Source organism: Thauera sp. DNT-1 (assembly GCF_055393985.1).
Window position 1 is genome coordinate 906,209 of the sequence record NZ_AP043752.1, and the last position, 22,126, is coordinate 928,334.

27 protein-coding genes are annotated in these 22,126 nt (G+C 71.0%); 13 read left to right on the top strand and 14 right to left on the bottom strand.

Features of this window, described 5'->3' with window-relative positions:
- Positions 1-80: 80 nt before the first annotated feature.
- The 4 genes from ACZ5PP_RS04265 to mltG are packed head-to-tail and all read right to left on the bottom strand — an operon-like array spanning position 81 to position 3,194.
- Positions 81-446, bottom strand: a complete 366-nt coding sequence (locus ACZ5PP_RS04265) for a PilZ domain-containing protein (RefSeq protein ID WP_273421966.1) — start codon at positions 444-446, stop codon at positions 81-83.
- Positions 443-1,486, bottom strand: a complete 1,044-nt coding sequence (gene holB, locus ACZ5PP_RS04270) for a DNA polymerase III subunit delta' (RefSeq protein ID WP_012585535.1) — start codon at positions 1,484-1,486, stop codon at positions 443-445. Before holB ends, ACZ5PP_RS04265 begins: the two co-directional genes overlap by 4 nt.
- Positions 1,483-2,184, bottom strand: coding sequence for a dTMP kinase (gene tmk, locus ACZ5PP_RS04275; RefSeq protein WP_004327763.1), 702 nt, complete (start codon positions 2,182-2,184; stop codon positions 1,483-1,485). Before tmk ends, holB begins: the two co-directional genes overlap by 4 nt.
- Complete coding sequence (gene mltG, locus ACZ5PP_RS04280) at positions 2,181-3,194, bottom strand: endolytic transglycosylase MltG (protein ID WP_004327765.1); 1,014 nt, start codon at positions 3,192-3,194, stop codon at positions 2,181-2,183. The genes tmk and mltG overlap by 4 nt, the downstream gene beginning before the upstream one ends.
- A gap of 141 nt (positions 3,195-3,335) precedes the next feature.
- Between mltG and ygfZ the strand changes: the two genes are divergently transcribed.
- On the top strand, positions 3,336-4,373 hold the full coding sequence (ygfZ, locus tag ACZ5PP_RS04285; protein ID WP_464826794.1) for a CAF17-like 4Fe-4S cluster assembly/insertion protein YgfZ: 1,038 nt from the start codon (positions 3,336-3,338) through the stop codon (positions 4,371-4,373).
- A 54-nt stretch (positions 4,374-4,427) separates the two neighbouring features.
- Complete coding sequence (locus tag ACZ5PP_RS04290) at positions 4,428-5,228, top strand: NRDE family protein (protein ID WP_464826795.1); 801 nt, start codon at positions 4,428-4,430, stop codon at positions 5,226-5,228.
- Positions 5,229-5,261: 33 nt separating this feature from the next.
- On the opposite strand, the gene ACZ5PP_RS04295 is transcribed toward ACZ5PP_RS04290, so the two are convergent.
- The 3 genes from ACZ5PP_RS04295 to tadA are packed head-to-tail and all read right to left on the bottom strand — an operon-like array spanning position 5,262 to position 6,628.
- Positions 5,262-5,687, bottom strand: a complete 426-nt coding sequence (locus tag ACZ5PP_RS04295; protein WP_004327623.1) for a GNAT family N-acetyltransferase — start codon at positions 5,685-5,687, stop codon at positions 5,262-5,264.
- Positions 5,684-6,163 (bottom strand): L,D-transpeptidase, encoded by a 480-nt coding sequence (locus ACZ5PP_RS04300; protein ID WP_004327621.1) that lies wholly within the window; start codon positions 6,161-6,163, stop codon positions 5,684-5,686. The genes ACZ5PP_RS04295 and ACZ5PP_RS04300 overlap by 4 nt, the downstream gene beginning before the upstream one ends.
- Positions 6,164-6,628 (bottom strand): tRNA adenosine(34) deaminase TadA, encoded by a 465-nt coding sequence (tadA, locus tag ACZ5PP_RS04305; RefSeq protein WP_004327619.1) that lies wholly within the window; start codon positions 6,626-6,628, stop codon positions 6,164-6,166.
- A 384-nt stretch (positions 6,629-7,012) separates the two neighbouring features.
- Between tadA and xpt the strand changes: the two genes are divergently transcribed.
- Both xpt and ACZ5PP_RS04315 read left to right on the top strand, forming a co-directional pair.
- Entirely contained in the window at positions 7,013-7,615 is a 603-nt protein-coding gene (gene xpt / locus ACZ5PP_RS04310) for a xanthine phosphoribosyltransferase (protein ID WP_004323003.1), read from the top strand.
- A gap of 84 nt (positions 7,616-7,699) precedes the next feature.
- Positions 7,700-8,563, top strand: a complete 864-nt coding sequence (locus ACZ5PP_RS04315) for an HDOD domain-containing protein (protein WP_004323005.1) — start codon at positions 7,700-7,702, stop codon at positions 8,561-8,563.
- Positions 8,564-8,610: 47 nt separating this feature from the next.
- On the opposite strand, the gene ACZ5PP_RS04320 is transcribed toward ACZ5PP_RS04315, so the two are convergent.
- Entirely contained in the window at positions 8,611-9,564 is a 954-nt protein-coding gene (locus ACZ5PP_RS04320; RefSeq protein WP_012585537.1) for an alpha/beta hydrolase, read from the bottom strand.
- 140 nt (positions 9,565-9,704) lie between these two features.
- On the opposite strand from ACZ5PP_RS04320, the gene ppk2 reads away from it, so the two are divergent.
- From ppk2 to ACZ5PP_RS04345, 5 genes are all read left to right on the top strand, one after another.
- On the top strand, positions 9,705-10,922 hold the full coding sequence (ppk2, locus tag ACZ5PP_RS04325) for a polyphosphate kinase 2 (protein ID WP_012585538.1): 1,218 nt from the start codon (positions 9,705-9,707) through the stop codon (positions 10,920-10,922).
- Between the two features lie 183 nt (positions 10,923-11,105).
- Entirely contained in the window at positions 11,106-11,744 is a 639-nt protein-coding gene (locus ACZ5PP_RS04330; protein ID WP_004323011.1) for a hypothetical protein, read from the top strand.
- A gap of 121 nt (positions 11,745-11,865) precedes the next feature.
- Complete coding sequence (locus ACZ5PP_RS04335) at positions 11,866-12,423, top strand: glutathione peroxidase (protein WP_043745706.1); 558 nt, start codon at positions 11,866-11,868, stop codon at positions 12,421-12,423.
- 64 nt (positions 12,424-12,487) lie between these two features.
- Positions 12,488-13,828 carry a glutathione-disulfide reductase gene (gene gorA, locus ACZ5PP_RS04340; protein WP_004323013.1) on the top strand — a complete coding sequence of 447 codons (1,341 nt, stop codon included), beginning with the start codon at positions 12,488-12,490 and terminating at the stop codon, positions 13,826-13,828.
- Between the two features lie 11 nt (positions 13,829-13,839).
- On the top strand, positions 13,840-14,049 hold the full coding sequence (locus ACZ5PP_RS04345) for a hypothetical protein (protein ID WP_004323014.1): 210 nt from the start codon (positions 13,840-13,842) through the stop codon (positions 14,047-14,049).
- On the opposite strand, the gene ACZ5PP_RS04350 is transcribed toward ACZ5PP_RS04345, so the two are convergent.
- Positions 14,046-14,372 carry a DUF2249 domain-containing protein gene (locus ACZ5PP_RS04350; RefSeq protein WP_004323015.1) on the bottom strand — a complete coding sequence of 109 codons (327 nt, stop codon included), beginning with the start codon at positions 14,370-14,372 and terminating at the stop codon, positions 14,046-14,048. The two genes, ACZ5PP_RS04345 and ACZ5PP_RS04350, sit on opposite strands and share 4 nt — an antisense overlap.
- A 160-nt stretch (positions 14,373-14,532) precedes the next feature.
- On the opposite strand from ACZ5PP_RS04350, the gene ACZ5PP_RS04355 reads away from it, so the two are divergent.
- The 4 genes from ACZ5PP_RS04355 (at position 14,533) to ACZ5PP_RS04370 (ending at position 17,332) form a co-directional block, all read left to right on the top strand.
- Entirely contained in the window at positions 14,533-15,171 is a 639-nt protein-coding gene (locus ACZ5PP_RS04355; RefSeq protein ID WP_004323016.1) for a LemA family protein, read from the top strand.
- Positions 15,172-15,174: 3 nt separating this feature from the next.
- Positions 15,175-16,071 carry a TPM domain-containing protein gene (locus ACZ5PP_RS04360; RefSeq protein WP_012585539.1) on the top strand — a complete coding sequence of 299 codons (897 nt, stop codon included), beginning with the start codon at positions 15,175-15,177 and terminating at the stop codon, positions 16,069-16,071.
- Positions 16,071-16,607: a TPM domain-containing protein gene (locus ACZ5PP_RS04365; protein ID WP_004321069.1), complete on the top strand. Its 537-nt coding sequence runs from the start codon at positions 16,071-16,073 to the stop codon at positions 16,605-16,607. Before ACZ5PP_RS04360 ends, ACZ5PP_RS04365 begins: the two co-directional genes overlap by 1 nt.
- A 218-nt stretch (positions 16,608-16,825) precedes the next feature.
- Positions 16,826-17,332, top strand: a complete 507-nt coding sequence (locus ACZ5PP_RS04370) for a phasin family protein (RefSeq protein WP_004321068.1) — start codon at positions 16,826-16,828, stop codon at positions 17,330-17,332.
- A gap of 127 nt (positions 17,333-17,459) precedes the next feature.
- Here the strand turns inward: ACZ5PP_RS04370 and moaE are convergent, their stop codons facing one another.
- From moaE to ACZ5PP_RS04395, 5 genes are all read right to left on the bottom strand, one after another.
- Positions 17,460-17,999, bottom strand: coding sequence for a molybdopterin synthase catalytic subunit MoaE (gene moaE, locus ACZ5PP_RS04375; protein WP_004321067.1), 540 nt, complete (start codon positions 17,997-17,999; stop codon positions 17,460-17,462).
- 2 nt (positions 18,000-18,001) lie between these two features.
- Complete coding sequence (moaD, locus tag ACZ5PP_RS04380; protein ID WP_273421946.1) at positions 18,002-18,262, bottom strand: molybdopterin converting factor subunit 1; 261 nt, start codon at positions 18,260-18,262, stop codon at positions 18,002-18,004.
- A gap of 54 nt (positions 18,263-18,316) precedes the next feature.
- On the bottom strand, positions 18,317-19,522 hold the full coding sequence (locus tag ACZ5PP_RS04385) for a molybdopterin molybdotransferase MoeA (protein ID WP_464826796.1): 1,206 nt from the start codon (positions 19,520-19,522) through the stop codon (positions 18,317-18,319).
- Positions 19,519-20,013 (bottom strand): molybdopterin-guanine dinucleotide biosynthesis protein B, encoded by a 495-nt coding sequence (gene mobB, locus ACZ5PP_RS04390; RefSeq protein ID WP_004321064.1) that lies wholly within the window; start codon positions 20,011-20,013, stop codon positions 19,519-19,521. Before mobB ends, ACZ5PP_RS04385 begins: the two co-directional genes overlap by 4 nt.
- 76 nt (positions 20,014-20,089) lie before the next feature.
- Entirely contained in the window at positions 20,090-22,051 is a 1,962-nt protein-coding gene (locus ACZ5PP_RS04395; protein ID WP_273421942.1) for an ATP-dependent DNA helicase, read from the bottom strand.
- Positions 22,052-22,126 lie beyond the last annotated feature (75 nt).

Below are 22,126 nucleotides of genomic sequence, written 5' to 3' on the forward strand. Positions count from 1 at the left end.
CCTGGAATGGTTTGATGAAGTCGGCGTTGTTGAACTCGGCAGCGCGCGACGCGAAGCGGGCCCTGCCCTTGCCGGCGCGCTCAGAGCGTGTGCGTGGGCCGGCTCGAGCCGAGATGGCCGGCGAGCACCTTCTCGATGCGGTCGCGCAGCACCCGGCTGGACTCGTCGGGCGAGAACTGCACGCCGATGCCCTGGGTCTTGCCGCCCTGCGCGCCGTCCGGCGTGATCCACACCACGGTGCCCGCGACCGGATGGCGGGTGGCGTCGTCCATGAGCTGCAGCAGCATGAAGACCTCGTCGCCCAGCTTGTAGCTCTTGGGCGTGGGCACGAAGATCCCGCCGTTGGCCAGGAAGGGCATGTAGGCCGCGTAGAGCGCCGACTTGGAGCTGATGTTGAGCGACAGCACGCTCGGGCGGCTGACCGCTGGTCGAGCGGCTTGGGTCATCCTCGGGCTCCGGCGACGGCACGGGCGTAGCGCATCAGCATGTCCTCCAGCACCAGCCGCAGGCTCAGCGGATGGCGCGACACCTTGCGGATCTGGGCGACTTCATTGTAGCAGGCGCTCGCCGCGGCCACGCTCATGCGGCTGGCCAGCGCGGCGAGCACGCCCTCCTGCGCGGGGAAGAAGCGCACCCGGCCACCCAGGCGCAGCGCGGCGAGGTCGCTCACCCAGCGCTGCATCCAGTCGGTGAGCTCGGGCAGGCCGAAGCCGGCAGCGAGCGCATCCTTCGAGCGCAGCCAGGCCTCCCACTGCCCGGCCAGGCGCAGCGCGTCGGCGCCTTGCAGGCCGGCGATATCGCGCACGAAGCGCGCGTGCATCGCCGCGCCGCCACCCTGCGCGAGGCGCTCGGCGGCGAGCGGCATGCCGCCGCCCAGCGCCAGCAGCGCACGCGCATCGGCGGCGGCATGCGCGCCCCAGCGCGCCAGCGCAGCTGCGTCGGGACGGCTGAAATGCCACTGCTGGCAGCGGCTGCGGATGGTGGGCAGCAGGATGCGCGGCGCGGAGGACACGAGCACGAAGATGCAGCCCTCTGGTGGCTCCTCAAGCAGCTTGAGCAGCGCGTTGGCGGTGACGCCGTTCATCGCCTCGGCCGGATCGAGCAGCACGACGCGGCGCGAGCCATGGTGGCCGGTGACGGCGAGCGCGCCCTGCAGCGCGCGGACCTGGTCGATGCGGATCTGCGTGGAGGCCGCCTTGCCGGGCGCCTCGCCGTCGCCCTCGCCCTCCGCCGCGGCGGTCTCGGCCTCGGGCACGACTCGGTGCAGGTCGGGGTGGTTGCCCGAGAGCCGCCACAGGCAGGGCTCACATTGCCCGCAGGCGTGGCCGTCGGCACCGGGGGCGTCGCACAGCAGGCGCGCCGCCAGCGCCTCGGCGAGCGCGCGCTTGCCCAGGCCTGCGGGGCCGACGAAGAGCAGCGCGTGCGGCAGGCGTTCGCCCAGCTCGACGAGCCGCGTCCACGTCGATTGCAGCCAGGGGTGGATCATGAGAAGAAGCGCTCGCGCACGACGCGCTCGATGTCGGCGCGGATCGCCTCCGGCGAGCGCGCGGCATCGATCACGCAAATGCGCAGCGGCGCCAGGCGGGCGCGTTCGAGGTAGGCGGCGCGCACGCGCTCGAAGAAGTCGCGCTGCTCGCGCTCGAAGCGGTCGGGATCGACCCCGGTGGAGGCGACGCGCGCGGCGGCGAGCGCCGGATCGAGGTCGAACACCAGGGTGAGGTCGGGCTGCAGGCCGGGATGCACCCAGGCCTCAAGCGCGTCGAACTTGGCGCGGTCGAGCCCGCGCCCCCCCACCTGATAGGCGAAGGTGGCATCGGAGAAGCGGTCGCACACCACCCAGCGCCCGGCGGCGAGCGCGGGCTCGATGCGCGCAGCCAGATGCTCGCGGCGCGCGGCGAACATCAGCATGGCCTCGGTCTCGAGGTGCATCGGCTCGTGCAGCAGCAGCTCGCGCAGGCGTTCTCCGAGCGCCGTGCCGCCGGGCTCGCGGGTCTGGTCGACGTCGCGGCCTGCGGCCTGCAGCAACGCCACCACGGCGGCGATCTGGCTGCTCTTGCCGGCACCGTCGATGCCTTCGAAGGTGATGAAGCGGCCGCGGGCGGGCGCGGCTGCGCTCGCGGGCACGGCGGAGGGTGCGTTCTCGATCATGTCGGTTTCGGGCAGGCGCGGCGGCATCCGGCTCATCCCCCACCTCCGTTGCGGATGTATTTATCGACGGCGCGGTTGTGCGCCGCGAGGTCGCGCGAAAACTCGCTGCTGCCGTCGCCGCGCGCGACGAAATAAAGGAAGTCGCTCTTCTCGGGTTTGAGCGCAGCGCGCAGCGCAGCCTCGCCCGGCATCGCGATCGGCGTCGGCGGCAGGCCGGCACGGGTGTAGGTGTTCCACGGGTGGTCGGCATCGAGATGCGCCCGGCGCAGGCGGCCGTCGAACTCGGGGCCGAGGCCGTAGATCACCGTGGGGTCGGTCTGCAGACGCATGCCGATGCGCAGCCGGTTGGCGAACACCGAGGCGACCAGGGCGCGGTCCTCGGGGCGGCCGGTCTCCTTCTCGACGATCGAGGCGAGGATCAGCGCCTCGTAGGGCGAGGCCAGCGGCGTGGCCGGGTCGCGCTCGGCCCAGGCCTTGTCGAGGCGGGCCTGCATGGCCTCGTGCGCGCGTCGCAGCACGGCGAGCGCGCCCGAGCGCTTGTCGAACAGATAGGTATCGGGGAAGAAGAGGCCCTCGGCGTTCTGCGCGCTCGCGCCGATGCGCGCGAGGATCTCCGCCTCGCCCAGCCCGGCGGTGTCGGCTTCCAGATCCGGATGGGACTCCAGCGCCTGGCGCACCTGGCGGAAGGTCCAGCCCTCGACCAGCAACAGCTCGCCCTGCGTGACGTCGCCGTCGGAGAGCTTGAGGATGAGCTGCCAGGGCGTGATGCCGGCGTGCACCTCGTAGCTGCCGGCCTTGATGCGGGCGTCGCGCTTCGTCAGACGCGCGAGCAGCGCGAGCAGGCGCGCATCCACGCCCACGCCGGCGCGCTCGATGGCGGCGGCGGCCTGGCGCATGCCCATGCCGCGGGCCACGGTGAAATCCACCCGCTCGGCGGCGAGCGCGAGAGGCCGGTGCGCATACCACCAGCCCGTCGCCGCGATCATCGCGGCAAGGATGGCAAGCACGGCGAGCAGCAGGAGCAGGCGGGGGAGAAAACGCTTCATCGGAGGGGGAAGAGCCGGCTAAATCCCTGTCGGCGCGAGGGGCGACCGCCACGGGGAGGGCGCTTATAATACCGCAGCACGTGCCCTCCCCCTCCTGCGGCGCGCCCCCGAATCCCTTCCGAGACTGCCCGAACCGAGACCATGACTGCCTGGACCGAACACCTCGCCCGCATGGGCGCCACGCTCGACGAAACCGCCCGCTCCATCGCCTTCGCCTCGCCCGCCGACGAAGCGCGCGCGACCGAGACCGCCACCATCGCGGTGCCGCTGCTGCACCTGGGCACGATCCGCTCGCAGGGCCCGGATTCCGCCGCCTTCCTGCACAACCTGGTGTCGAACGACGTCAAGCACATGGAAGCCGACACCGCGGCGTGGAACAGCTTCAATTCGCCCAAGGGGCGGATGATCGCCAGCTTCCTGGTGTGGACCGAGGAGGGCGGCCATGCGCTCGCGCTCTCGGCAGACATCCTGCCCGCGTTCCTGAAGAAGTTCTCGATGTACGTGCTGCGCAGCAAGGTCAAGCTCGCCGACGCCAGCGCCGAGGTCGCGCTGATCGGCCTCGCCGGTCCGCAGGCCGTGGCGATCGCGCAGGCGGCAGGCGCCGCGCTGCCCGCCGAGGACATGCGCCAGGCGGTATCGGCCGCGGGCGTGCGCTGCATCCGCCTCGGCGCGCAGCGCCTGGTGCTCGCCGTCGCCACCGACGCCGCCCCGGCGCTGTTCGACGCGCTCGTCGCCGCCGGCGCGCTGCGTGCCGGCACCGCGGCCTGGCACCTCGGCATGATCCGCGCCGGCCTGGCGCTGGTCACCGCGCCCACCCAGGAAGAGTTCGTCGCCCAGATGCTCAACTACGAGCTCATCGGCGGGGTGGACTTCCACAAGGGCTGCTATCCGGGCCAGGAGATCGTCGCGCGCACCCAGTACCTCGGCAAGCTCAAGAAGCGCACCTACCGCCTCGCCCTGCCCGCCGGCAGCACGGCCGCGCCCGGCACCGACGTCTATGCGCCAGACTTCGGCGAGCAGTCCGCCGGCAAGCTGGTCAACGTCGCACCGACCGCCGACGGTGGCGTCGAGGCGCTCGCGGTGATCCAGTCGAGCAGCGCGGAAGCCGGCGAGATCCGTGTCGGCGCGCCCGACGGGCCGCGCGCAGACCTGCTCGACCTGCCGTATGCGCTCGCCTGACGGGCACCGCGACCGGGCCCGGGGGCCTGGTCGTACTCGCCGAGGCGCGTAGCCATGTGCCTGATCGTCTTCGCCTGGCAGGCGCATCCCGACTATCCGCTGGTGGTCGCGGCCAATCGCGACGAATATCTTGCGCGCCCCGCCGCGCCCGCGCATTGGTGGGTGGACGCACCCGAGCTGCTCGCCGGCCGCGACCTCGAGGCCGGCGGCACCTGGATGGGCCTTACGCGCGGCGGCCGCTTCGCCGCGTTGACCAACTACCGCGACCCCAGCCGCCACATCGCCGGCGCGCCCTCGCGCGGCGCCCTGGTGCGCGAGGCGCTCGAGGATGTCCGCCCGGCGCCCGCCACGCTGCAGGCCGTGCAGGCGAGCGCGGGCAACTACGCCGCCTTCAACCTGCTGGTGGGCGACGCCGACCGGCTCGGCGTGCTCGAGAGCACCACCGGCGGGCTGCGCATGCTGGAGCCGGGATACTACGGCCTGTCCAACCACTTGCTCGACAGCCCCTGGCCCAAGCTGGTGAAGACGCGCGCAGCACTCGCCGGCAAGCTCGAGGCGCTGCCGACGTCAGGCCCGGCCGCGGCGACGGAGGATGCGCTCGTCGCCGGCCTCCTCGGCCTGCTGCGCGACCCCACGCCCGCGCCCGACCCGCACCTGCCCGCGACCGGCGTAAGCCTGGAGTGGGAGCGCTGGCTGTCGCCCGCCTTCATCCGCGCACCCGGCTACGGCACGCGCTGCAGCAGCGTGGTGCTGCGCGATCGCAAGGGCCGCACCCGCCTCGTCGAATGGACCTGGGACGCCGATGGGGAACTGCGCAGCCGGGTCGAGCACGCGTTCGGCGCCGGCACGACCTGAACGCCGCGCGCAATGCGCTCGCGTGCGCGGCCGCTACACCGGCCGCCGCATCGCGCGGTGGGGAATGCCCGCTTCCATGAAGACCTCGCCCACCGGCTCGAAGCCGTGGCGCAGGTAGAAGTCGAGCGCGTGGGTCTGCGCATTGAGCGCGACTTCGTTCAGCCCGCGCCGCGCCGCCTCGGCGATCAGCGCCTGCAGCACCGCCCCGCCCACCCCGGCGCCGCGCGCCTCACGCAGCACCGCCATGCGGCCGATGTGACCGTCGGGCAGCAGGCGCCCGGTGGCGATCACCCGTCCCTCGGCATCGTGCGCGATCGCGTGCCGGCACACCGCGTCGAAGGCGTCACGCTCGATCTCCTCGGGCACGCCCTGCTCCACCACGAAGACCCCGGTACGCACCGGCATCACCCGCGCCTCGGCCTCGTCCCAGCCCACCACCTCGATCCGCACGCCCTTCATTCGACGATCTCCACCACCGTGCCCGCCGGCACGAGCTCGAACAGCTCGATGATGTCGTGGTTGCGCATGCGCACGCAGCCGTGCGAGCGCGCAACGCCCATGGGCTGGTCGTCGCCGGTGCCGTGCAGGTAGATGTAGCGCCGCATGGTGTCGACCTCGCCACCGCGGTTGCGCCCAGGCTCCTCGCCGCACAGCCACAGGATGCGCGACAGGATCCAGTCGCGCCCCGGGTGGGCGGCCGCGAACTCCGCCGTCCACACCTCGCCGGTCGGCCTGCGCCCGCGGAACACCGCACCCGCCGGTGCGCCCGCGCCGATGCGCGCACGGATACGGTGGCGGCCGCGCGGCGTGCACAGGCTACCGCTGCGCTCGCCCGCACCGCGTTCGCCGGTCGACACCGCGTAGCGGCGGATGCAGGCGCCGTCGGCGCCGAAGAGCTCCAGGCACTGCCGGCCGAGGTCCACGCGGAGGTGCATTCAGGCCACCAGCGTGCGCCCGCGGCGGGCGGCGAAGAAGCTCGACAACATGCGCCCGCACTCGTCGGCGAGCAGTCCGCCCTCGATGGTGGCGTGATGGTTGAGGCGCGGCTCGGCGAAGAGATCGAGCACGCTGCCGGCGACACCGGTCTTGGGGTCGCGCGCACCGAACACCACGCGCGCGATGCGGGCGTGCATGATCGCACCCGAGCACATCGCGCAGGGCTCCAGAGTGACGTAGAGCTCGCAGCCGGGCAGGCGGTAGTTGCCGAGGTGCGCCGCGGCGTCGCGCAGCGCCATGATCTCGGCGTGCGCGGTAGGGTCGTGGCGCCCGATCGGCTGGTTGAAGCCGCGGCCGACGATCTCGCCCCCGCACACCACCACCGCGCCCACCGGCACCTCGTCCGCGGCCCCGGCCGCGCGCGCCTGCTCGAGCGCAGCGCGCATGTAGTCTTCGTCGTTCATGGTTTTCGCAGATCGGGAACGGGGGCGATTCTAGCCCGAAAGGCCGCGGGCACTCGAGCCGGCGCCGCGCCGGCTCATCGCAGGAGCGACGCGAGTCGCGAACGCGGCGGCTCAGCCCCTCCATCGGGCGCGGTAACGGGCGGAATGGCAAGATCGCGACTCGCGTCGCTCCTGCAGGGCGCCCGGGTTGAGGCCGACGCGGGCAGCCCGGAGCGCCGGCGACGGGCCGCGCGCGCGGGCCGCGAGCGGCCGCCCGGCGCCGCCACCGGATCGAAGCCGCGGTCACGATCGAGCGCGAGGCTTGGAGGTCAAGCACGCTGCCTTCGGCTAGAATCCGCCCGTCCTGCCCCCGGCCCGGGGGCGTTCCCGTTTACGGACCCGCGCATGCTTCCCGATCCCGACCTCATCCGCCCCTACGGCCCGCTCGTGCGCCGTATCGAAGCCGAAGCCACCGTCATCGGCGACCAGATCCTCAAGATCGACCACTTCCTCAACCACCGCATCGAACCCAGCTTCATCACCGAGATGGGCCAGGAGCTCGCGAAGCGCCTGGCACGCTTCGAACCCAGCGTGGTGCTCACCGCCGAGGCCAGCGGCATCGCCCCCGGACTGGTGGTCGCCCAGGCCCTCGACGTGCCGCTGGTGTATGCGAAGAAGTACGCGCCCGAGGTCGAATCCCCCGCGATCGCGCGCGTGATCCCCTCGCCCACCAAGGGCGGCGAGACCAAGCTCGTGCTGTCGCAGCGCTACATCGTGCCCACCGACCGCGTCGTCATCGTCGACGATTTCCTCTCCAACGGCCGCACCGCGGTGGCCCTGGTCGAGATGGCGCGCGAGGCCGGCGCCGAGGTGCTGTGCGCGAGCTTCATCGTCGAGAAGCGCTTCAAGCACGGCCACGCCGCCATCGAGGCCCTCGGCGTGCCGGTGTGCACGCTCGCCCAGGTCGAGGCGCTGGAGAACGGCCACGTCCGCCTCACCCAGCCCTGAAGCGACGGTCGTTCGTGGGATATGCACGCGCACGCCGGCCAGCATGCGCATAGACTGCGACGATCACACGAACGGAACCGGCCCATGAGCTCTTTCGACACCCAATTCGAAGCCTTCGCCGAACAGGTGCAGCAGGAGCTGCGCGAAGGCGTGACGAGCTTTCCCACCGTATTCGACCTGTCGGTGCGCGTCCAGAAGCTGGCTGACGCCCCGGAGACCTCCCTCGCGCAGATCGCGGGCGCGGTGCAGACCGAGCCCCTGCTTGCGGCCAAGGTCATCCGCATGGCGAACACGCTGACGCTGAACCCCTACCGCGGCCAGATCACCAGCCTGAGCGATGCGATCCAGCGCATCGGCCTGTCCACGCTGCGCTGCCTCGCCTTCGCGGTCGCCGCCGAGCAGCTCGCGCGCGACCACCGCTCGCGCCAGATGCGCCTGATCGCCAGCGGCCTGTGGATGCACTCGATCGACGTGGCGGCGTGGTCCTGCGCCTTCGCACACCACCTCAAGCGCCCCGACCCCGATGCCGCGATGCTCGCCGGCCTGATGCTCGACATCGGCCAGTTCTACCTGCTTGCGCGCGCGGCGCGCTACCCGGCGCTGGAAGGGGACATGGGCCGCTTCGCCGAGGTGGTCACCACCTGGGACGAGCCGGTGCGCGACGCCGTGCTCGAAGCCCTGGAGATGCCCGAGCGCATCATCACGGCCTGCGCCGCCGACCCCTTCGCCAACACCGAGTGGCCGCCGGCCGAGCTCGGCGACGTGGTCTTCCTCGCCACCCTCGCGGCCGAATCGCCCAACCCCTTCGACACCCTGCTCGGCAGCCGCCAGCGCGGCGAACTGCTCGAAGCGAGCGTGGCGGACGGACTCGATCGCGACGGCTTCGACACCCTGATGTCCGAAGCCCGCGCCAGCCGTCAGGAGCTGATCTCCGCCGCCTGCGGCTGAACTCCGCGGCCGGCCGTTCCCGGCGGACGCCCGCCTGCCGGATCCGCTCAGGACTGCGCGCACTCCGCGAGGTGGGAGCGCAAGGCCGCGGCCGACAGCGCCACGGCCTCGCGCGCCTCCGGGATGAGCTTGCCCAGGGTGTAGAAGCCATGCACCACGCCCTCGAAGACACGCAGCGCCACCTCGCCGCCTTCGCTGCGCACGCGCTCGACGAACGCCAGGCAGTCGTCCACCAGCGGATCGCATTCCGCGCAGATCACCTGCATCGGCGGCAGCCCGGCGAGCGAGGCCGCGCGCATCGGCGACGCCCGCCAGTCCTCGGTATCGACGCCGGGCAGGTAGCGCTCGAAGAACCACTGCAGCGACTCACGATCGAGGAAGAAGCCCTCGGCGTAGCGCTCGCGCGAGGGCCGCGCGCTGCGGATCTCGGTGCTCGGGTAGATCAGCAGCAGGAAGGCCGGCTTCACCTCGGCCGCGCGCAGGGCGAGCGCGGTGACGATCGCCAGGTTGCCCCCGGCGCTGTCGCCGGCGAGGGCGATGCGCGCCGGGTCGATGCCGAGCAGGTCGGCGTTGTCGACCGACCAATCGAAGGCCAGGCGCATGTCCTCGGGCGCGGCGGGGAAAGGATGCTCGGGCGCGAGCCGGTACTCCACCGACAGCACCGCGCAACCCGAGCCGTTGGCGAGTTCGCGGCAGGCCACGTCGTAGCTCGCCACGTCGCCGATGCACCAGCCTCCACCGTGCGCGAAGATCACCAGCGGCAGACGGTCGTCCATATGGCTGCCGAAGGGCCGGTACAGGCGGGCGAGCAGCGCCGAGGTGTCGGGGCGCGGGATCGGCACCTCGGCGGTGGAGGCCACCGCCGGCGCCTCGGGCCGGAAGGCGAAGTGCAGCTTCTGCGCCGAATGACGCGCCTGCGCCACCGCGAGTTCGTGGAAGCGGGGGGCGCCGACACGGTAGGCCATGTCGAGCAGGGAACGGGTTTCTTTGGTCAGCGGCATGATCGAGAACGGATTGCGTTTTGCCGGGCCACGCCCGGCCGCGGGCGGAGTCCGCGATTCTACCCGTCGCACCCCACGACGGGCGTGCCCTGCGGAAGGCACGGGATTAGAATTCGTGCAGACAAGGGAGAAGCGTCATCATGAACAAGACCGAGGAAACCGTCCCCGTAGTGGACACCGCCTCCACCCGCAGCAAGAAGCCGCGCACGGCTCCGCGCGCCAAGGACGCGGGCGCCGCGCGCGCGAAGTCCAAGGCCGCCGGCCCCGCACGTCCGATCGCGGCCGGCGACACCGCGCCCGATTTCAGCAGCACGGGCATCGAGGCCTTCGAGATCGAGCAGGCGATCGACGCCGCGCAGGACTCCAAGCTCGTCGCGGTCAAGGACATCCTGGCCCGAGCGGCTGCGGATCCGCAGGCCAAAAGGGAGGACGCGCTCGAGGCCATCCTCGACGGCGCCTCGCCCGACGACATCCACATGCTGCGCCGCGCGCTGATGCGCGCCGACCTGCCGCAGGCGCCGGGCGCCCATCCGGACGACGAGCTCTCGCCCGACTGGCGCAAGGGCGGCTACCCCTACCGCAACCTGATGTCGCGCAAGGCCTACGAAAAGCAGAAGTACCGGCTGCAGGTCGAGTTGCTCAAGCTGCAGGCCTGGGTCAAGGAGACCGGTCAGCGCGTGGTGATCCTTTTCGAGGGCCGTGACGCCGCCGGCAAGGGCGGCACGATCAAGCGCTTCATGGAGCACCTCAACCCGCGCGGCGCGCGCGTGGTGGCGCTGGAGAAGCCCTCCGAGCTCGAGCGCGGCCAATGGTACTTCCAGCGCTACATCCAGCACCTGCCCACCGCCGGCGAGATCGTGCTGTTCGACCGCTCCTGGTACAACCGCGCCGGCGTCGAGCGCGTCATGGGCTTCTGCACGCCCGACGAGTACAACGAATTCATGCGCCAGGTGCCCGAGTTCGAGCGCAACCTGGTGCGCAGCGGCATCCACCTGATCAAGTTCTGGTTCTCGGTGAGCCGCGAGGAGCAGCGTCGCCGCTTCAAGGAGCGCGAGTCGCACCCGCTCAAGCAGTGGAAACTGTCGCCGATCGACCTCGCCTCGCTCGACAAGTGGGACGAATACACCAAGGCCAAGGAGGCGATGTTCTTCTACACCGACACCGCCGACGCGCCATGGACCGTAGTCAAGTCCGACTGCAAGAAGCGAGCACGCCTCAACGCGCTGCGCTACGTGCTGCACAAGCTGCCCTATGCCAACAAGGATGTCTCCCTCATCGGCCCGCTCGATCCCTTGCTGGTAGGCCGTGCCAACGTGGTGTACGAGCGCGGCGAGAAGGACGCCGTGGCGCTGCTGTAAGCGTCTGCAGTCCGACGCAGCGCACATTTGCATCCGGGATCGACGGCTGGTGACAAGAGGTAAGCCGTCGTGCGGGCCGCGTCCGTGGCGATCTATCCTGCAGGCACGGGTCGCCGGCGGGATGTCCCTCGCTGGCTGGCCGCCCCCGCGCGCCCCACGGCACAAACGACAAGGGAGAACAAGATGAACATCGGCAAACTTCGCCACAAGGCCACCGCCGGCCTGATCGTCGCCGCGCTCCTCGCCGGCCCGGCCTTCGCCGACAAGCCGGACGGGGCCGGCGGCGGCAAACCCGATCGCGTCCAGGGCGGCAAACCCGATCACGGCGGTCCCCAGGAACGCGGCGACAAGCGCCCCGACAAACGCAGCGAGCAGGGCAATCGGGACGTGCGTGGCGACGAGACGCGCGGGCGCGGTGGAGACCGCGACGGTGGCCAGGCGCGCGGCCGCGAGCAGGACCGCGACCGCGAACATCGCACCGACCGCGCCGGCTCGTCACCGCGCGTTTCGGCCTACTTCTCCGACCGTCACCGCGAGGTGGTGCGTCAGTATTACGGCGACCGCTTCCGTGCCGGCGACTGCCCACCCGGACTGGCAAAGAAGGGCAACGGCTGCATGCCGCCGGGACAGGCGAAGAAGTGGCGCATCGGCGCGCCGCTGCCGCGCGACGTGGTGTGGTACGACGCGCCGGGCGACATCGTGCTACGCCTCGGCATGCCGCCCGAAGGTCATCGCTTCGTCCGCGTCGCCGCCGACATCCTGCTGATCAGTGTCGGCACCGGGATGGTGGTCGATGCGATCGAGGATCTCAGCCGCCTCTGAGCCCCGGCGCGGATCCGCCACGAGGCGGGTCCGGTGCCTCGCTGCGCGTGCCGCGCCCACAAGGCGAACCGATCGCGCATCGCCCGGTCCACCGCTTGCCGTTCCTGCCAGGAGACCGATCATGTCCTTCGCCCGTCTTGCCCGTGCCCTCGCCCCCGCCGTTCTGCTCGCCACCCTCGCCCCCAACGCCGGCGCTGCCGACGATGCGATGACGCGCCTCTACGACCACAGTCTGCGCCGTCTGTACGCCGACGAGTCGGTGCGGCTCGCAGACCGCTACGCCGGCCAGCCCGTGCTGGTGGTCAACACCGCCAGCCACTGCGGCTTCACGCGGCAGTTCCGCGAGCTCGAGGCGGTGCACCAGCGCTACAAGGCGCGCGGGCTCAAGGTCGCCGGCTTTCCGTCCGACGACTTCCGCCAGGAGGCTGCCGACGAGGCCGAGACCGCCGAGGTCTGCTTCCAGAACTTCGGCGTCACCTTCGACATGTACGCGCCGATCCACGTCACCGGCACCGAAGCGCATCCCTTGTTCCGCGAGATCGCACGCCAGTCGGCGGCGCCGGAGTGGAACTTCCACAAGTACGTGATCGACCGCAACGGCCGCGTGGTGGCGGCCTTCGGCAGCCGCACCAAGCCCGACGCCCCCGAGGTGATCGCGGCAATCGAGAAGGCGCTGTGAGCGCCGCGCCCCACCAAGCGCGACAACGAGGCGGCCGCCAGCCGCCCACGGAAAGGGAGAACCCATGAAGGAATACGACCTGATCGCCATCGGCGGCGGCAGCGGTGGCGTCGCCACCGCCCGCCGCGCCGCGGAATACGGTGCGCGCGTGCTGCTGATCGAGGCCGCCCGCCTCGGCGGCACCTGCGTCAACGTCGGTTGCGTGCCCAAGAAGGTGATGTGGTACGCCTCGGGCATCGCGCAGGCGCTGCGCGATGCCCCCGGATACGGCTTCGCGGAGGTCGCCGGGCGCTTCGACTGGGCCACGCTCAAGCAGCGTCGCGATGCCTACGTCGAGCGCCTCAACGGCATCTACGCCGGCATGCTGGACAAGTCCGGCGTCGAGCTGAAGCGCGGCTTCGCACGCTTCTCCGGCCCGCGGGTGGTCGAGGTCGAAGGCGAGCGCTTCACCGCACCCCACATCGTGATCTCCACCGGCGGCCGCCCCGCCCTGCCCGACCTGCCCGGCGCCGAGCTCGGCATCGATTCGGACGGCTTCTTCGCCCTCGAGGCGCAGCCGCGTCGCGTCGCCGTGGTCGGCGCGGGATACATCGCGGTGGAGCTGGCCGGCGTTTTCCACGGCCTGGGCAGCGAGGTCTCCATGCTCGTGCGCGGCGATCGCCTGCTGCGCCCCTTCGACGCCATGCTGCGCGACGAACTCGCCGCGCAGATGCAGGAGGACGGCATCGCGCTTCGCTTCGGCACCCGGGCGCGCGCGCTGCGGCGCCAGGCCGACGGCAGCCTGCTCGTCGACTGCGGCGAGGCCGGCAGCCTCGAGGTGGACGCGCTGGTGTGGGCCACAGGCCGCCAGCCCAACACCGACCGCCTGCAACTCGCCGCGGCCGGCATCGAGGCCGACGCCAAGGGTACGATCCCCACCGACGCGTTCCAGAACACCAACGTGCCCGGCATCTACGCGATCGGCGACATCACCGGCCGCGCCGAGCTCACCCCGGTGGCGATCGCGGCGGGTCGCCGGCTTGCGCTGCGCCTGTTCCGCGGCGGGTCCGACAGCAAGCTGGACTACGAGAACATCCCCACCGTGGTGTTCAGCCACCCGGCCATCGGCACCGTCGGCCTCACCGAGGAAGAGGCGCGCAAGCGCTTCGCCGACGTGAAGGTCTACAGCACGCGCTTCACCGCCATGTATAACGCGCTCACCGAGCACCGTCCGAAGACCTCGATGAAGCTGGTCTGCGTCGGCGCGGACGAGCGCATCGTCGGCGCCCACGTGATCGGCGACGGCGCCGACGAGATGCTGCAGGGCTTCGCGGTGGCGGTGAAGATGGGCGCGCGCAAGGCGGACTTCGACGACACGGTCGCGATCCACCCGACCAGCGCCGAAGAATTCGTCACCATGCGCTAAGGGAGCGAGCGATGCCGATGACTTACGAGCAACACCTGGACGAGGTCGCCACGCTTTTATACGAGCGCTACGACCAGAGCGAAAAGGCGGCCATCAAGCTGGTGATGGCCGCCCAGGAGGACGGGTTCTTCAGCGGGCACGACGACGATCCGTCGATATGCACCCTGGAACGCGCGCAGGCCGATGCCCGCGCGGTCTTCCGCAAGTACGGAAAGGCTTAGGAGCAGCAGCCGTGGCCGCCACCGCCGCCGCAACCGCCGCCACCGGCGACCGCGGCAGCGGGCGCACCCACCGCAGCCGGAGCGCCGAGCTGGATGGTGAAGTCGATGACGATGTTGCCCGGCTCGCGGGCGACGTAGTGGATGCCGACCTGGTTGCCGTAGCGTTGCTGGATCTGGTTCAGCAGCGGCAGCGGATCGTGGTCGTTGACGAAGCGCATGACCTCGCCGTCCTCGAGCGACTCGAGCGCACCGAAGATGGCGGCATGGCGGAAGCGCTTGGCAACGCCGCGCGCATCGAAGGGGTGAACAGCGTTATCGGACATCTTGGATCTTCCATTGGGGGTCCGGTCTCGAACCTGCGGCCGGAATCGCAGCTCGCGAATCCTAGTACCGCGCGCAGGCGGAATCCTTGAGCAAGGACAAAAACCCCGTGCGCACTGCTAGAGTGAAGATCTTTTCACCGGCATCTTCCGGAGAAGCGAAATGGATTCCCGCCCCGCTCGTCGGCCTTTCCGTCACCTCGGCCGCCTCGCGCTACCGCTCGTCCTCGCCGCCTCGCTGACCCTGTCCGGCTGCGGTTACAACGACTTCCAGCGCCTCGACGAACAGACCCGCGCCGCGTGGTCGGAGGTGCTCAACCAGTACCAGCGCCGCGCCGATCTCATACCCAACCTGGTCGAGACGGTCAAGGGCGAAGCCGCCTTCGAGCAGGAGACGCTGACCCGCGTGATCGAGGCGCGCGCCCGCGCCACATCGATCCAGGTCACCCCCGGAATGCTCGACGACCCGCAGGCGCTGGAGCGCTTCCAGCAGGCACAGGGCCAGCTCGGCAGCGCGCTGTCGCGTCTGCTCGCGGTCGCCGAGAACTACCCCGACCTCAAGGCGAACCAGGGCTTCCAGGACCTGCGCGTACAGCTCGAGGGCACCGAGAACCGCGTCACCGTGGCGCGCAACCGCTACATCGACGCCGTCCAGCAATACAACGTGCTGGCGCGCAGCTTCCCGTCCAACCTCACTGCGATGGTGTTCGGCTACCAGCCCAAACCCGGCTTCACGGTGGCCGACGAGGCCGCGATCTCGGCGCCGCCCCGGGTCGACTTCGGTGGCCAGGGCGGACGCTGAGCGATGGCGCAGCAGCTCTGGCGCGCGCTGCTGACGCTCGCCGCACTGTTCGCGACCGGGCTGGCGCTTGCCCAGCCGCTGCAGCCGGTGCCGGCACTGCAGGCGCGTGTGACCGACCTCACCGCAACGCTGTCGGCGGCGCAGGTGCGCGCGCTCGAGGGCAAGCTCGCCGCCTTCGAGGCCGCGCATGGCAGCCAGATCGCCGTGCTGCTCGTGCGCAGCACCACGCCCGAGGATATCGCCGCCTACGCCTTCCGTGTCGCGGATGCCTGGAAGATCGGCCGTCGCGAGGTGGGCGACGGCGTGCTGCTGCTGGTGGCGAAGGACGACCGCAAGGTGCGCATCGAGGTCGCCCGTGCGCTCGAGGGCGCGATCCCCGACCTCGCCGCCCGGCGCATCATCGACGGCGCGATCACGCCGGCCCTCCGCCGTGGCGACTTCGCCGGCGGCATCGACGCCGGTGTGGGAGGCCTGTCCGCGCTGATCCGCGGCGAGAACCTGCCTGCGCCGGAACCCGCCGCACGCGGCGGCGGAGGCGCCGGCATCGAGGACCTCGGCGCCCTGCTTTTCGTCGGCGTGCCGATTCTCGGCGCGGTGCTGGTGGGCATGCTCGGGCGCAAACCCGGGGCCTTCGCGACGGGCGCCGTCACCGGGCTCATCGTGCATCTGCTTACCGCCAGCCTCTTTCTCGCCCTCGTCGGCGGCGTGCTCGCCGTGGTCTTCGTGCTCGCGCTCGGCATCGGCGGCGGCGGTCGCGGCGGTCCGCCGCATCGCGGCGGAGGGCCGGTCATCCGCGGCGGCAGCCTCGGCGGCCTGGGCGGCGGCAGGCTCGGGGGTGGCGGGTTCCGTTCCGGCGGCGGAGGCAGTTTCGGTGGCGGCGGCGCCTCGGGGAGCTGGTGATGGAGACACTGCGCAGGCTCCTGCGCCACCTCTGGCTCGACGCCGACGACGCCCGTCGCGCACTCGGCGAGGCGGCGCTCGACCGCCTGGAAGCGCGTGTTCGCTCAAGCGAGACCGGCCACACCGGGCAGATCTGCCTGTGCGTCGAGGCCAGCCTGCCGCCGAGCTACCTCTGGCGCCACCTCGCGCGCCGCGAGGCGCTCGCGAGCGTAATCCGCGACCGCGCGATCACGCTGTTCGGCAAGCAGCGCGTGTGGGACACCGAGGACAACAACGGCGTGCTGGTCTATCTGCTGCTCGCCGAGCACCGCATCGAGATCGTCGCGGATCGTGCGCTCGCACGCCAGCTCGAACCCGCCGCCTGGCAGGCACTGGTCGATCGCCTCGCCACGCCCTGCCGCGAAGCGCGCTTCGAGGACGCGCTCGCGGCCGCGGTGGATTGCCTGGACCAGCTGCTGCGCGCGGCTTTCCGCGGGGCGGGCGCCACCGGCCTTGCGAGCGGTGGCGGTCTCTCCGACCGCCCGGTGCTGCGCTGAAGCGACCGAAGCTGTTGCAGCGCAGCATCATACGCACCCGTCACGCCGTCGAAGCACCGGATGCGCCGCGGAGCCGCAAGCGAGCTGTGCTATTGTGGAAGCCGGGATGGTGAAGTCGGTGAGGATGTGCCGGCCCGAGAACAACAAGGGACACCGTCCCGAGGGCGCCAAGCCCGGAAAAAGTCAGACAACCGATACGTGCGAGTGGAGAGGAGCCTATGGCCAGCAAACAGGAACAGTTGAACGAACTTCAGAAGAAGAACCTCGAGGCGGCGATGCGCCTGGCCCAGATGTCGATCGAGAACTCGCAGCGCATCATGGAGATCCAGGTCACCACGGCCAAGCGTCTGTTCGAGGAAGGCGTGCAGAACGCCAAGGCCCTCTCGGCCGCGAAGGACCCGCAGGGCGCGATGGAAATGCGCGCAAGCTACGCGCAGCGCACCACCGAAGAGATGCTCGCGTGCGCACGCCAGATTGCCGAGATCACCGCTGCCACCCAGGCCGAGTTCGGCCGGCTGGTGGGGGAGCAGCTGAGCTCGGGCAGCACCGACATGTTCGAAGCCATGCAGAAGATGTTCACCGGCATGCCGATCGCCGATCAGAACGCGCTGGGCGCGATGCAGACCGCGATGGACACCACCCGTGCGGCCTTCGAACAGATGACGCGCGCCTCCACCCAGGCCTTCCAGGCCTTCACCCAGCAGGGTGGCAAGGGTCGTCGCTGAACGCCTCCGCCTCGTGTGGCGGGCCGTTCCCGCTGCGATTGAAAACGGCGCCTTGCGGCGCCGTTTTGTTTGATCCGCATCCCGAAAGAACCCGCAAAGGGCGGCCTCCCCGGCCGTCCTCGCCCCCTCAGCGCCGCAGCTCGATGTCGTCCCAGTCCTCGCCCTCGCCCGCGGGGACCTGCGCACCGGAGGCGGCCCAGCGCGCAGCGGCCGAGTCGTCACTCTCGCGCGCATCGACCCAACGCGCGCCCTGCGGCGTCTCCTCGCACTTCCAGAACGGGGCCCGCGTCTTCAGGTAGTCCATGATGAACTCGCAGGCGGCGAAGGCCTCGCCACGATGCGCGCTCGTCACGCCGACGAAGACGATGCGGTCGGCGGGCTCCAGGCGGCCGTAGCGGTGGATGACGCGCACGGAGAGCAGCGACCAGCGCGCCTTCGCCTGCTCGACGATCTCCTCGAGCGCGCGCTCGGTCATGCCCGGGTAGTGCTCCAGCGTCATCGCGCGCACGCCGCTGCCGTCGTTGGCGTCGCGCACCAGGCCGACGAAGCTCGCCACCGCGCCGACGTCGCGCCGTCCCTCGCCGAGGCGCGCGATTTCGCCCCCGACGTCGAAGTCCTCGTGCTGGACGCTGACCTCGGCGGCGTCCTGCGCTCTCGCTTCCACCATCGTCAGCCTCCGGTCACCGGCGGAAAGAAGGCGACCTCGTCGCCGCCATCGAGCGACGCATCGGCGCCCGCCATCCTCTGGTTGAGCGCCGCGCGCACGTTGCGCCCGGCCGCCAGCGCCTGCCAGCCCTCGCCGCGCGCGGCCAGGTGGCTGCGCAAGGCCCCCACCGTGCCGACGCCGGCGGGCAGATCCAGCTCCTCGCCGGCGCACCCCACCGCCTCGCGCAGGCTCGCGAAATACAGAATCTTCACCTTGCTCGTCATGTCCGTCTCGTTCCCTTGATTGCCCGTCCGCGTCCGCTCGTCCCCATCCGCGCCTCAGTGCAGCAGGTCGCCGTAGGGCAGGAAGCGCACCGTCTCGCCGCACGCGATCACCGTGCCGGCCGGGATGTCGACCAGGCCGTTGGCCCACACGGTGGACTCGAGCGCCGCCGAGCCCTGGTTGGCGAAGAGTTCCACCCCGCCCTGCGCGTTCATGCGCGCGCGCAGGAACTCGCGCCGGCGGTCGGGCCGAGGCCAGTCGAAGTCGGCGCGCAACTGCATCGACGCCGGAGCGACCTCGCTCACTCCCTGGGTGGCGAGCAGGAAGGGCCGCACCATCAGCAGGAAGGTCACGAAGCTCGACACCGGGTTGCCCGGCAGACCGATGAAGGCGGCACCATGCACCCGCCCGTAGGCCAGCGGCTTGCCCGGCTTCATCGCGATCTTCCACATGTCCAGGCTGCCCTCGGCCTCGACCGCCGGCTTGACGTGGTCTTCCTCGCCCACCGACACGCCGCCGCTGGTGAGGATGAGATCGTGTCCCTCGGCCGCGCGGCGCAGCACCTCGCGGGTGGCGTCGAGGCGGTCGGGCACGATGCCGAAGTCCTCGACCTCGCAGCCTAGCCCGGCAAGCAGGCCGCGCAGCAGGTACCGGTTGGAGTTGTAGATGCCGCCGGGCGGCAGGGGCTCGCCCGGCATCACCAGCTCGGAGCCGGTCGAGAAGACGGCGACCTTGACGCGCCGATGCACCGGCAGCCGCGCCAGACCCACCGAGGCGGCGAGCGCGACCGCCTGCGGGCTCAGGCGAAGCCCGGCGGGCAGCACGCGCGCGCCGCGGGCGACATCCTCGCCCATGCGACGCACCGCCTCGCCGGCACGCGGCACCATGTTGACCACCACCTCGTCGCCCGCGTGCTCGCACAGCTCCTGCATCACCACGGTATCCGCGCCGGGGGGCAGCGGCGCGCCGGTGAAGATGCGCGCGGCGGTGCCGGGGGCGAGCTCGTGGCCGACGCTGCCGGCGGGGATGCGCTGGCTCACCGGCAGGCGGGTTCCGGCCACCGGCACGTCGGCAGCGCGCAGGGCGTAGCCGTCCATGCCGGAGTTGTCCATCGGCGGCTGGTCGATGGTGGAATGCTGATCGACCGCGAGCACGCGGCCGGCGGCGAACAGGGTGTCCACCTCCTCCACCTCGCGTACCGGGCGGACGAAGCCGAGCAGCTTCTCGTAGGCTTCGTCGAAGGAAAGCATGTCGGGGTTCATCGGTTCTTGAAGTAGTCCAGGATGAAGTCGGCGACCACGGCGGGCTCGTCGAGCGGCAGACGCGGCAGCGGGCAGTCGATCTCGCCGTTGGTGGCGACCGCGACCACGTGCGGGTTCTCGGGCCACAGCGGCGGCTTGCCGTGCGAGGGGCGGTGGATCTCGATCTTGGGTACCGCCGCCGCCTTGTAGCCTTCGATCAGCACCAGGTCGCAGGGTTCGAGCAGGCGCAGCTGCTCGTCCAGCGTGGGCTCGGGGGCGCCGCGCAGCTCGTGCATCAGCACCCAGCGGTCGTTCGACAGCATCAGCACCTGCATCGCGCCGGCCTCGCGGTGGCGCCACGAGTCCTTGCCCGGCTTGTCGAGGTCGAAGCCGTGGTGGGCGTGCTTGATCACCGACACGCGCAGACCGCGCGCGGTGAATTCGGGGATCAGCTTTTCGACCAGGGTGGTCTTGCCGGAGCCGGACCAGCCGGCGAAACCGAAGACTTTCATCGAGACTCGCCCCACGGCGTGATATGAGCAGGGCCGAAGGATACAACAGAGCGCCGCTGCCCACCCTTGACCCAGCTCAGCCGGCTTGCCTTGGTGGCGGCAGGCTCTCGAGGAAGGCGACCGCGTCGGCTTCGGCGCGCGTGCGGCGCATGGGCGGCAGACTGCGCCAGACGACCTTGCCGTAGGACTTGTCGATCATGCGCGGGTCGCAGATGCACAGCACGCCGCGGTCGCGCTCGCTGCGGATCAGGCGCCCGGCGCCCTGCTTCATGTTGATCACGGTCTTGGGCAGCTGGTGATGCACGAAGGGGCTCAGGCCCTGCTTCTGCATGTGCTCGACGCGCGCCGCCAGCACCGGGTCGTCGGGCGGCGCGAAGGGCAGCTTGTCGATCACCACCAGCGAGAGCGCGTCGCCCGGCACGTCGACGCCCTCCCAGAAGCTCTGGCTCGCCACCAGCACCGCGTTGCCCAGGCGGCGGAAGCGCTCGAGCAGCTCGGTGCGCGAACCCTCGCCCTGCAGCAGCACCGGCAGCGCGTCACCGCTCTGCGCAAGCCCGTCGAGGATCAGCTCGTGGATGCGGCGCATCGCACGCAGCGAGGTGCACAGCACGAAGGCGCGCCCTCTTGCGGCGCGGATCAGCGGCAGCGCGACCTTCGCGACACGCTCGGTGTAGTCGGGCGAGTTGGGCTCGGGCATGCCGGCCGGCGCGTACAGCAGCGCCTGCTCGGCGTAGTCGAAGGGGCTGCCCCACACCGCGGTGAGCGGCGGCGGGTCCATCCAGGCCAGGCCCAGCTCGCGGCAGTAGTGACCGAAGTCGGCCTTGCCCACCGCCAGCGTCGCCGAGGTGAAGATCCACGCGCGCGGGTGGCCTTCGAGCTGGCGCTTGAACACGTCCGACACGTGCAGGGGGGTGGCATTGAGCGCGAGCGACTGGGTGAAGACCTCGACCCAGCGGATCAGCTCCTTGTCTTCGGGCTTGCGCCAGCTCGCCAGGCGGTCGGACATCTCCTCGGTGCGGCGCAGGCAGTTGCCCAGGCCCTCGGAGCGCTCGGCCTGGGTGGCGAGGACCGCGTGGAAGTCGGCGAGCGCCTTCTCCAGCGCCTCGACCATGGCGTCGAAGTTCTCATGCTCGGCGGCCTGCGCGGCGGAGAGCCGCGCGCTCTCCGGCCCGAACACCAGGCGCAGGTCGCGTGCGGCCTTTTCCAGGTTGCGGGTCTGGTCGATCATCGCCACGCAGTCGCGCGCCGCGGCCACGGTCTCGGAGCGCGTATCGCGCGCCAGCTCCAGCACCTGGGCGGTGGACACGCTGTCGCCGAAGAACAGGCTCGCGGTCTCGGGGAGCTGGTGGGCCTCGTCGAAGATCACCGCGTTGCACGCCGGCAGCAGCTCGCCCATGCCCTCGTCGCGCAACATCACGTCGGCGAAGAAGAGGTGGTGATTGACCACCACCACGTCGGCCTCCATCGCGTTGCGCCGCGCCTGCATCACGAAGCACTCGTCCTTGTGCGGGCAGTCCTGGCCGAGGCAGTTGTCGCGTGTCGAGGTCGCGGCGAGCCAGGCCAGCGAGTCCTCGCGCACGTCGGTGCATTCGGCCTTGTCGCCGGTCTGCGTGAGCCTGGCGAAGCGCGTGATCGCGCGCAGGTCTGCGGCGTCCTGCGCGGTGAGGAAGCGGCCGTCGCGCGCGTTGCGCTCGAGGTGGTAGTGGCAGACGTAGTTGGCGCGCCCCTTCAGCAGCGCGATCGTCACCGGCACCTTCAACGCGGCGCGCACGGTGGGCAGGTCGCGGTTGAAGAGCTGGTCCTGCAGCGTCTTGGTGCCGGTGGAGATGATGGCCTTGCCCCCGGCCAGCAGCGCCGGCACCAGGTAGGCGAAGGTCTTGCCGGTGCCGGTGCCGGCCTCCGCCACCAGCACGCGGTTCTCGCGCAGCGCCTCGGCGATCTTCTGCGCCATCTCGATCTGCTGCGGACGGGCACGAAAACCGGGGATCGCGGCGGCGAGCGGGCCGTCGTCGGCGAAGATCGGGGCGGGGTCGGACATGATGCGTCGTGGGCTTCCGGGGCAAGCTGTACATTATCCCAGTTTCGGTGCAACTAGCCTATTCGCTTGCCGCGC

Bases quoted from the DNA above. Each gene is read 5' to 3' on its own strand.
- ACZ5PP_RS04395 (WP_273421942.1), bottom strand. From the start codon at position 22,051: ATGTCCGACCCCGCCCCGATCTTCGCCGACGACGGCCCGCTCGCCGCC.
- ACZ5PP_RS04290 (WP_464826795.1), top strand. From the start codon at position 4,428: ATGTGCCTGATCGTCTTCGCCTGGCAGGCGCATCCCGACTATCCGCTG.
- ppk2 (WP_012585538.1), top strand. From the start codon at position 9,705: ATGAACAAGACCGAGGAAACCGTCCCCGTAGTGGACACCGCCTCCACC.
- ACZ5PP_RS04370 (WP_004321068.1), top strand. From the start codon at position 16,826: ATGGCCAGCAAACAGGAACAGTTGAACGAACTTCAGAAGAAGAACCTC.
- moaE (WP_004321067.1), bottom strand. From the start codon at position 17,999: ATGGTGGAAGCGAGAGCGCAGGACGCCGCCGAGGTCAGCGTCCAGCAC.
- gorA (WP_004323013.1), top strand. From the start codon at position 12,488: ATGAAGGAATACGACCTGATCGCCATCGGCGGCGGCAGCGGTGGCGTC.
- ygfZ (WP_464826794.1), top strand. From the start codon at position 3,336: ATGACTGCCTGGACCGAACACCTCGCCCGCATGGGCGCCACGCTCGAC.
- moaD (WP_273421946.1), bottom strand. From the start codon at position 18,262: ATGACGAGCAAGGTGAAGATTCTGTATTTCGCGAGCCTGCGCGAGGCG.
- ACZ5PP_RS04350 (WP_004323015.1), bottom strand. From the start codon at position 14,372: ATGTCCGATAACGCTGTTCACCCCTTCGATGCGCGCGGCGTTGCCAAG.
- tadA (WP_004327619.1), bottom strand. From the start codon at position 6,628: ATGAACGACGAAGACTACATGCGCGCTGCGCTCGAGCAGGCGCGCGCG.
- ACZ5PP_RS04265 (WP_273421966.1), bottom strand. From the start codon at position 446: ATGACCCAAGCCGCTCGACCAGCGGTCAGCCGCCCGAGCGTGCTGTCG.
- mltG (WP_004327765.1), bottom strand. From the start codon at position 3,194: ATGAAGCGTTTTCTCCCCCGCCTGCTCCTGCTGCTCGCCGTGCTTGCC.
- ACZ5PP_RS04315 (WP_004323005.1), top strand. From the start codon at position 7,700: ATGAGCTCTTTCGACACCCAATTCGAAGCCTTCGCCGAACAGGTGCAG.
- tmk (WP_004327763.1), bottom strand. From the start codon at position 2,184: ATGAGCCGGATGCCGCCGCGCCTGCCCGAAACCGACATGATCGAGAAC.
- ACZ5PP_RS04355 (WP_004323016.1), top strand. From the start codon at position 14,533: ATGGATTCCCGCCCCGCTCGTCGGCCTTTCCGTCACCTCGGCCGCCTC.
- ACZ5PP_RS04330 (WP_004323011.1), top strand. From the start codon at position 11,106: ATGAACATCGGCAAACTTCGCCACAAGGCCACCGCCGGCCTGATCGTC.
- ACZ5PP_RS04335 (WP_043745706.1), top strand. From the start codon at position 11,866: ATGTCCTTCGCCCGTCTTGCCCGTGCCCTCGCCCCCGCCGTTCTGCTC.
- holB (WP_012585535.1), bottom strand. From the start codon at position 1,486: ATGATCCACCCCTGGCTGCAATCGACGTGGACGCGGCTCGTCGAGCTG.
- ACZ5PP_RS04345 (WP_004323014.1), top strand. From the start codon at position 13,840: ATGCCGATGACTTACGAGCAACACCTGGACGAGGTCGCCACGCTTTTA.
- ACZ5PP_RS04360 (WP_012585539.1), top strand. From the start codon at position 15,175: ATGGCGCAGCAGCTCTGGCGCGCGCTGCTGACGCTCGCCGCACTGTTC.
- mobB (WP_004321064.1), bottom strand. From the start codon at position 20,013: ATGAAAGTCTTCGGTTTCGCCGGCTGGTCCGGCTCCGGCAAGACCACC.
- ACZ5PP_RS04295 (WP_004327623.1), bottom strand. From the start codon at position 5,687: ATGAAGGGCGTGCGGATCGAGGTGGTGGGCTGGGACGAGGCCGAGGCG.
- ACZ5PP_RS04320 (WP_012585537.1), bottom strand. From the start codon at position 9,564: ATGCCGCTGACCAAAGAAACCCGTTCCCTGCTCGACATGGCCTACCGT.
- xpt (WP_004323003.1), top strand. From the start codon at position 7,013: ATGCTTCCCGATCCCGACCTCATCCGCCCCTACGGCCCGCTCGTGCGC.
- ACZ5PP_RS04365 (WP_004321069.1), top strand. From the start codon at position 16,071: ATGGAGACACTGCGCAGGCTCCTGCGCCACCTCTGGCTCGACGCCGAC.
- ACZ5PP_RS04385 (WP_464826796.1), bottom strand. From the start codon at position 19,522: ATGAACCCCGACATGCTTTCCTTCGACGAAGCCTACGAGAAGCTGCTC.
- ACZ5PP_RS04300 (WP_004327621.1), bottom strand. From the start codon at position 6,163: ATGCACCTCCGCGTGGACCTCGGCCGGCAGTGCCTGGAGCTCTTCGGC.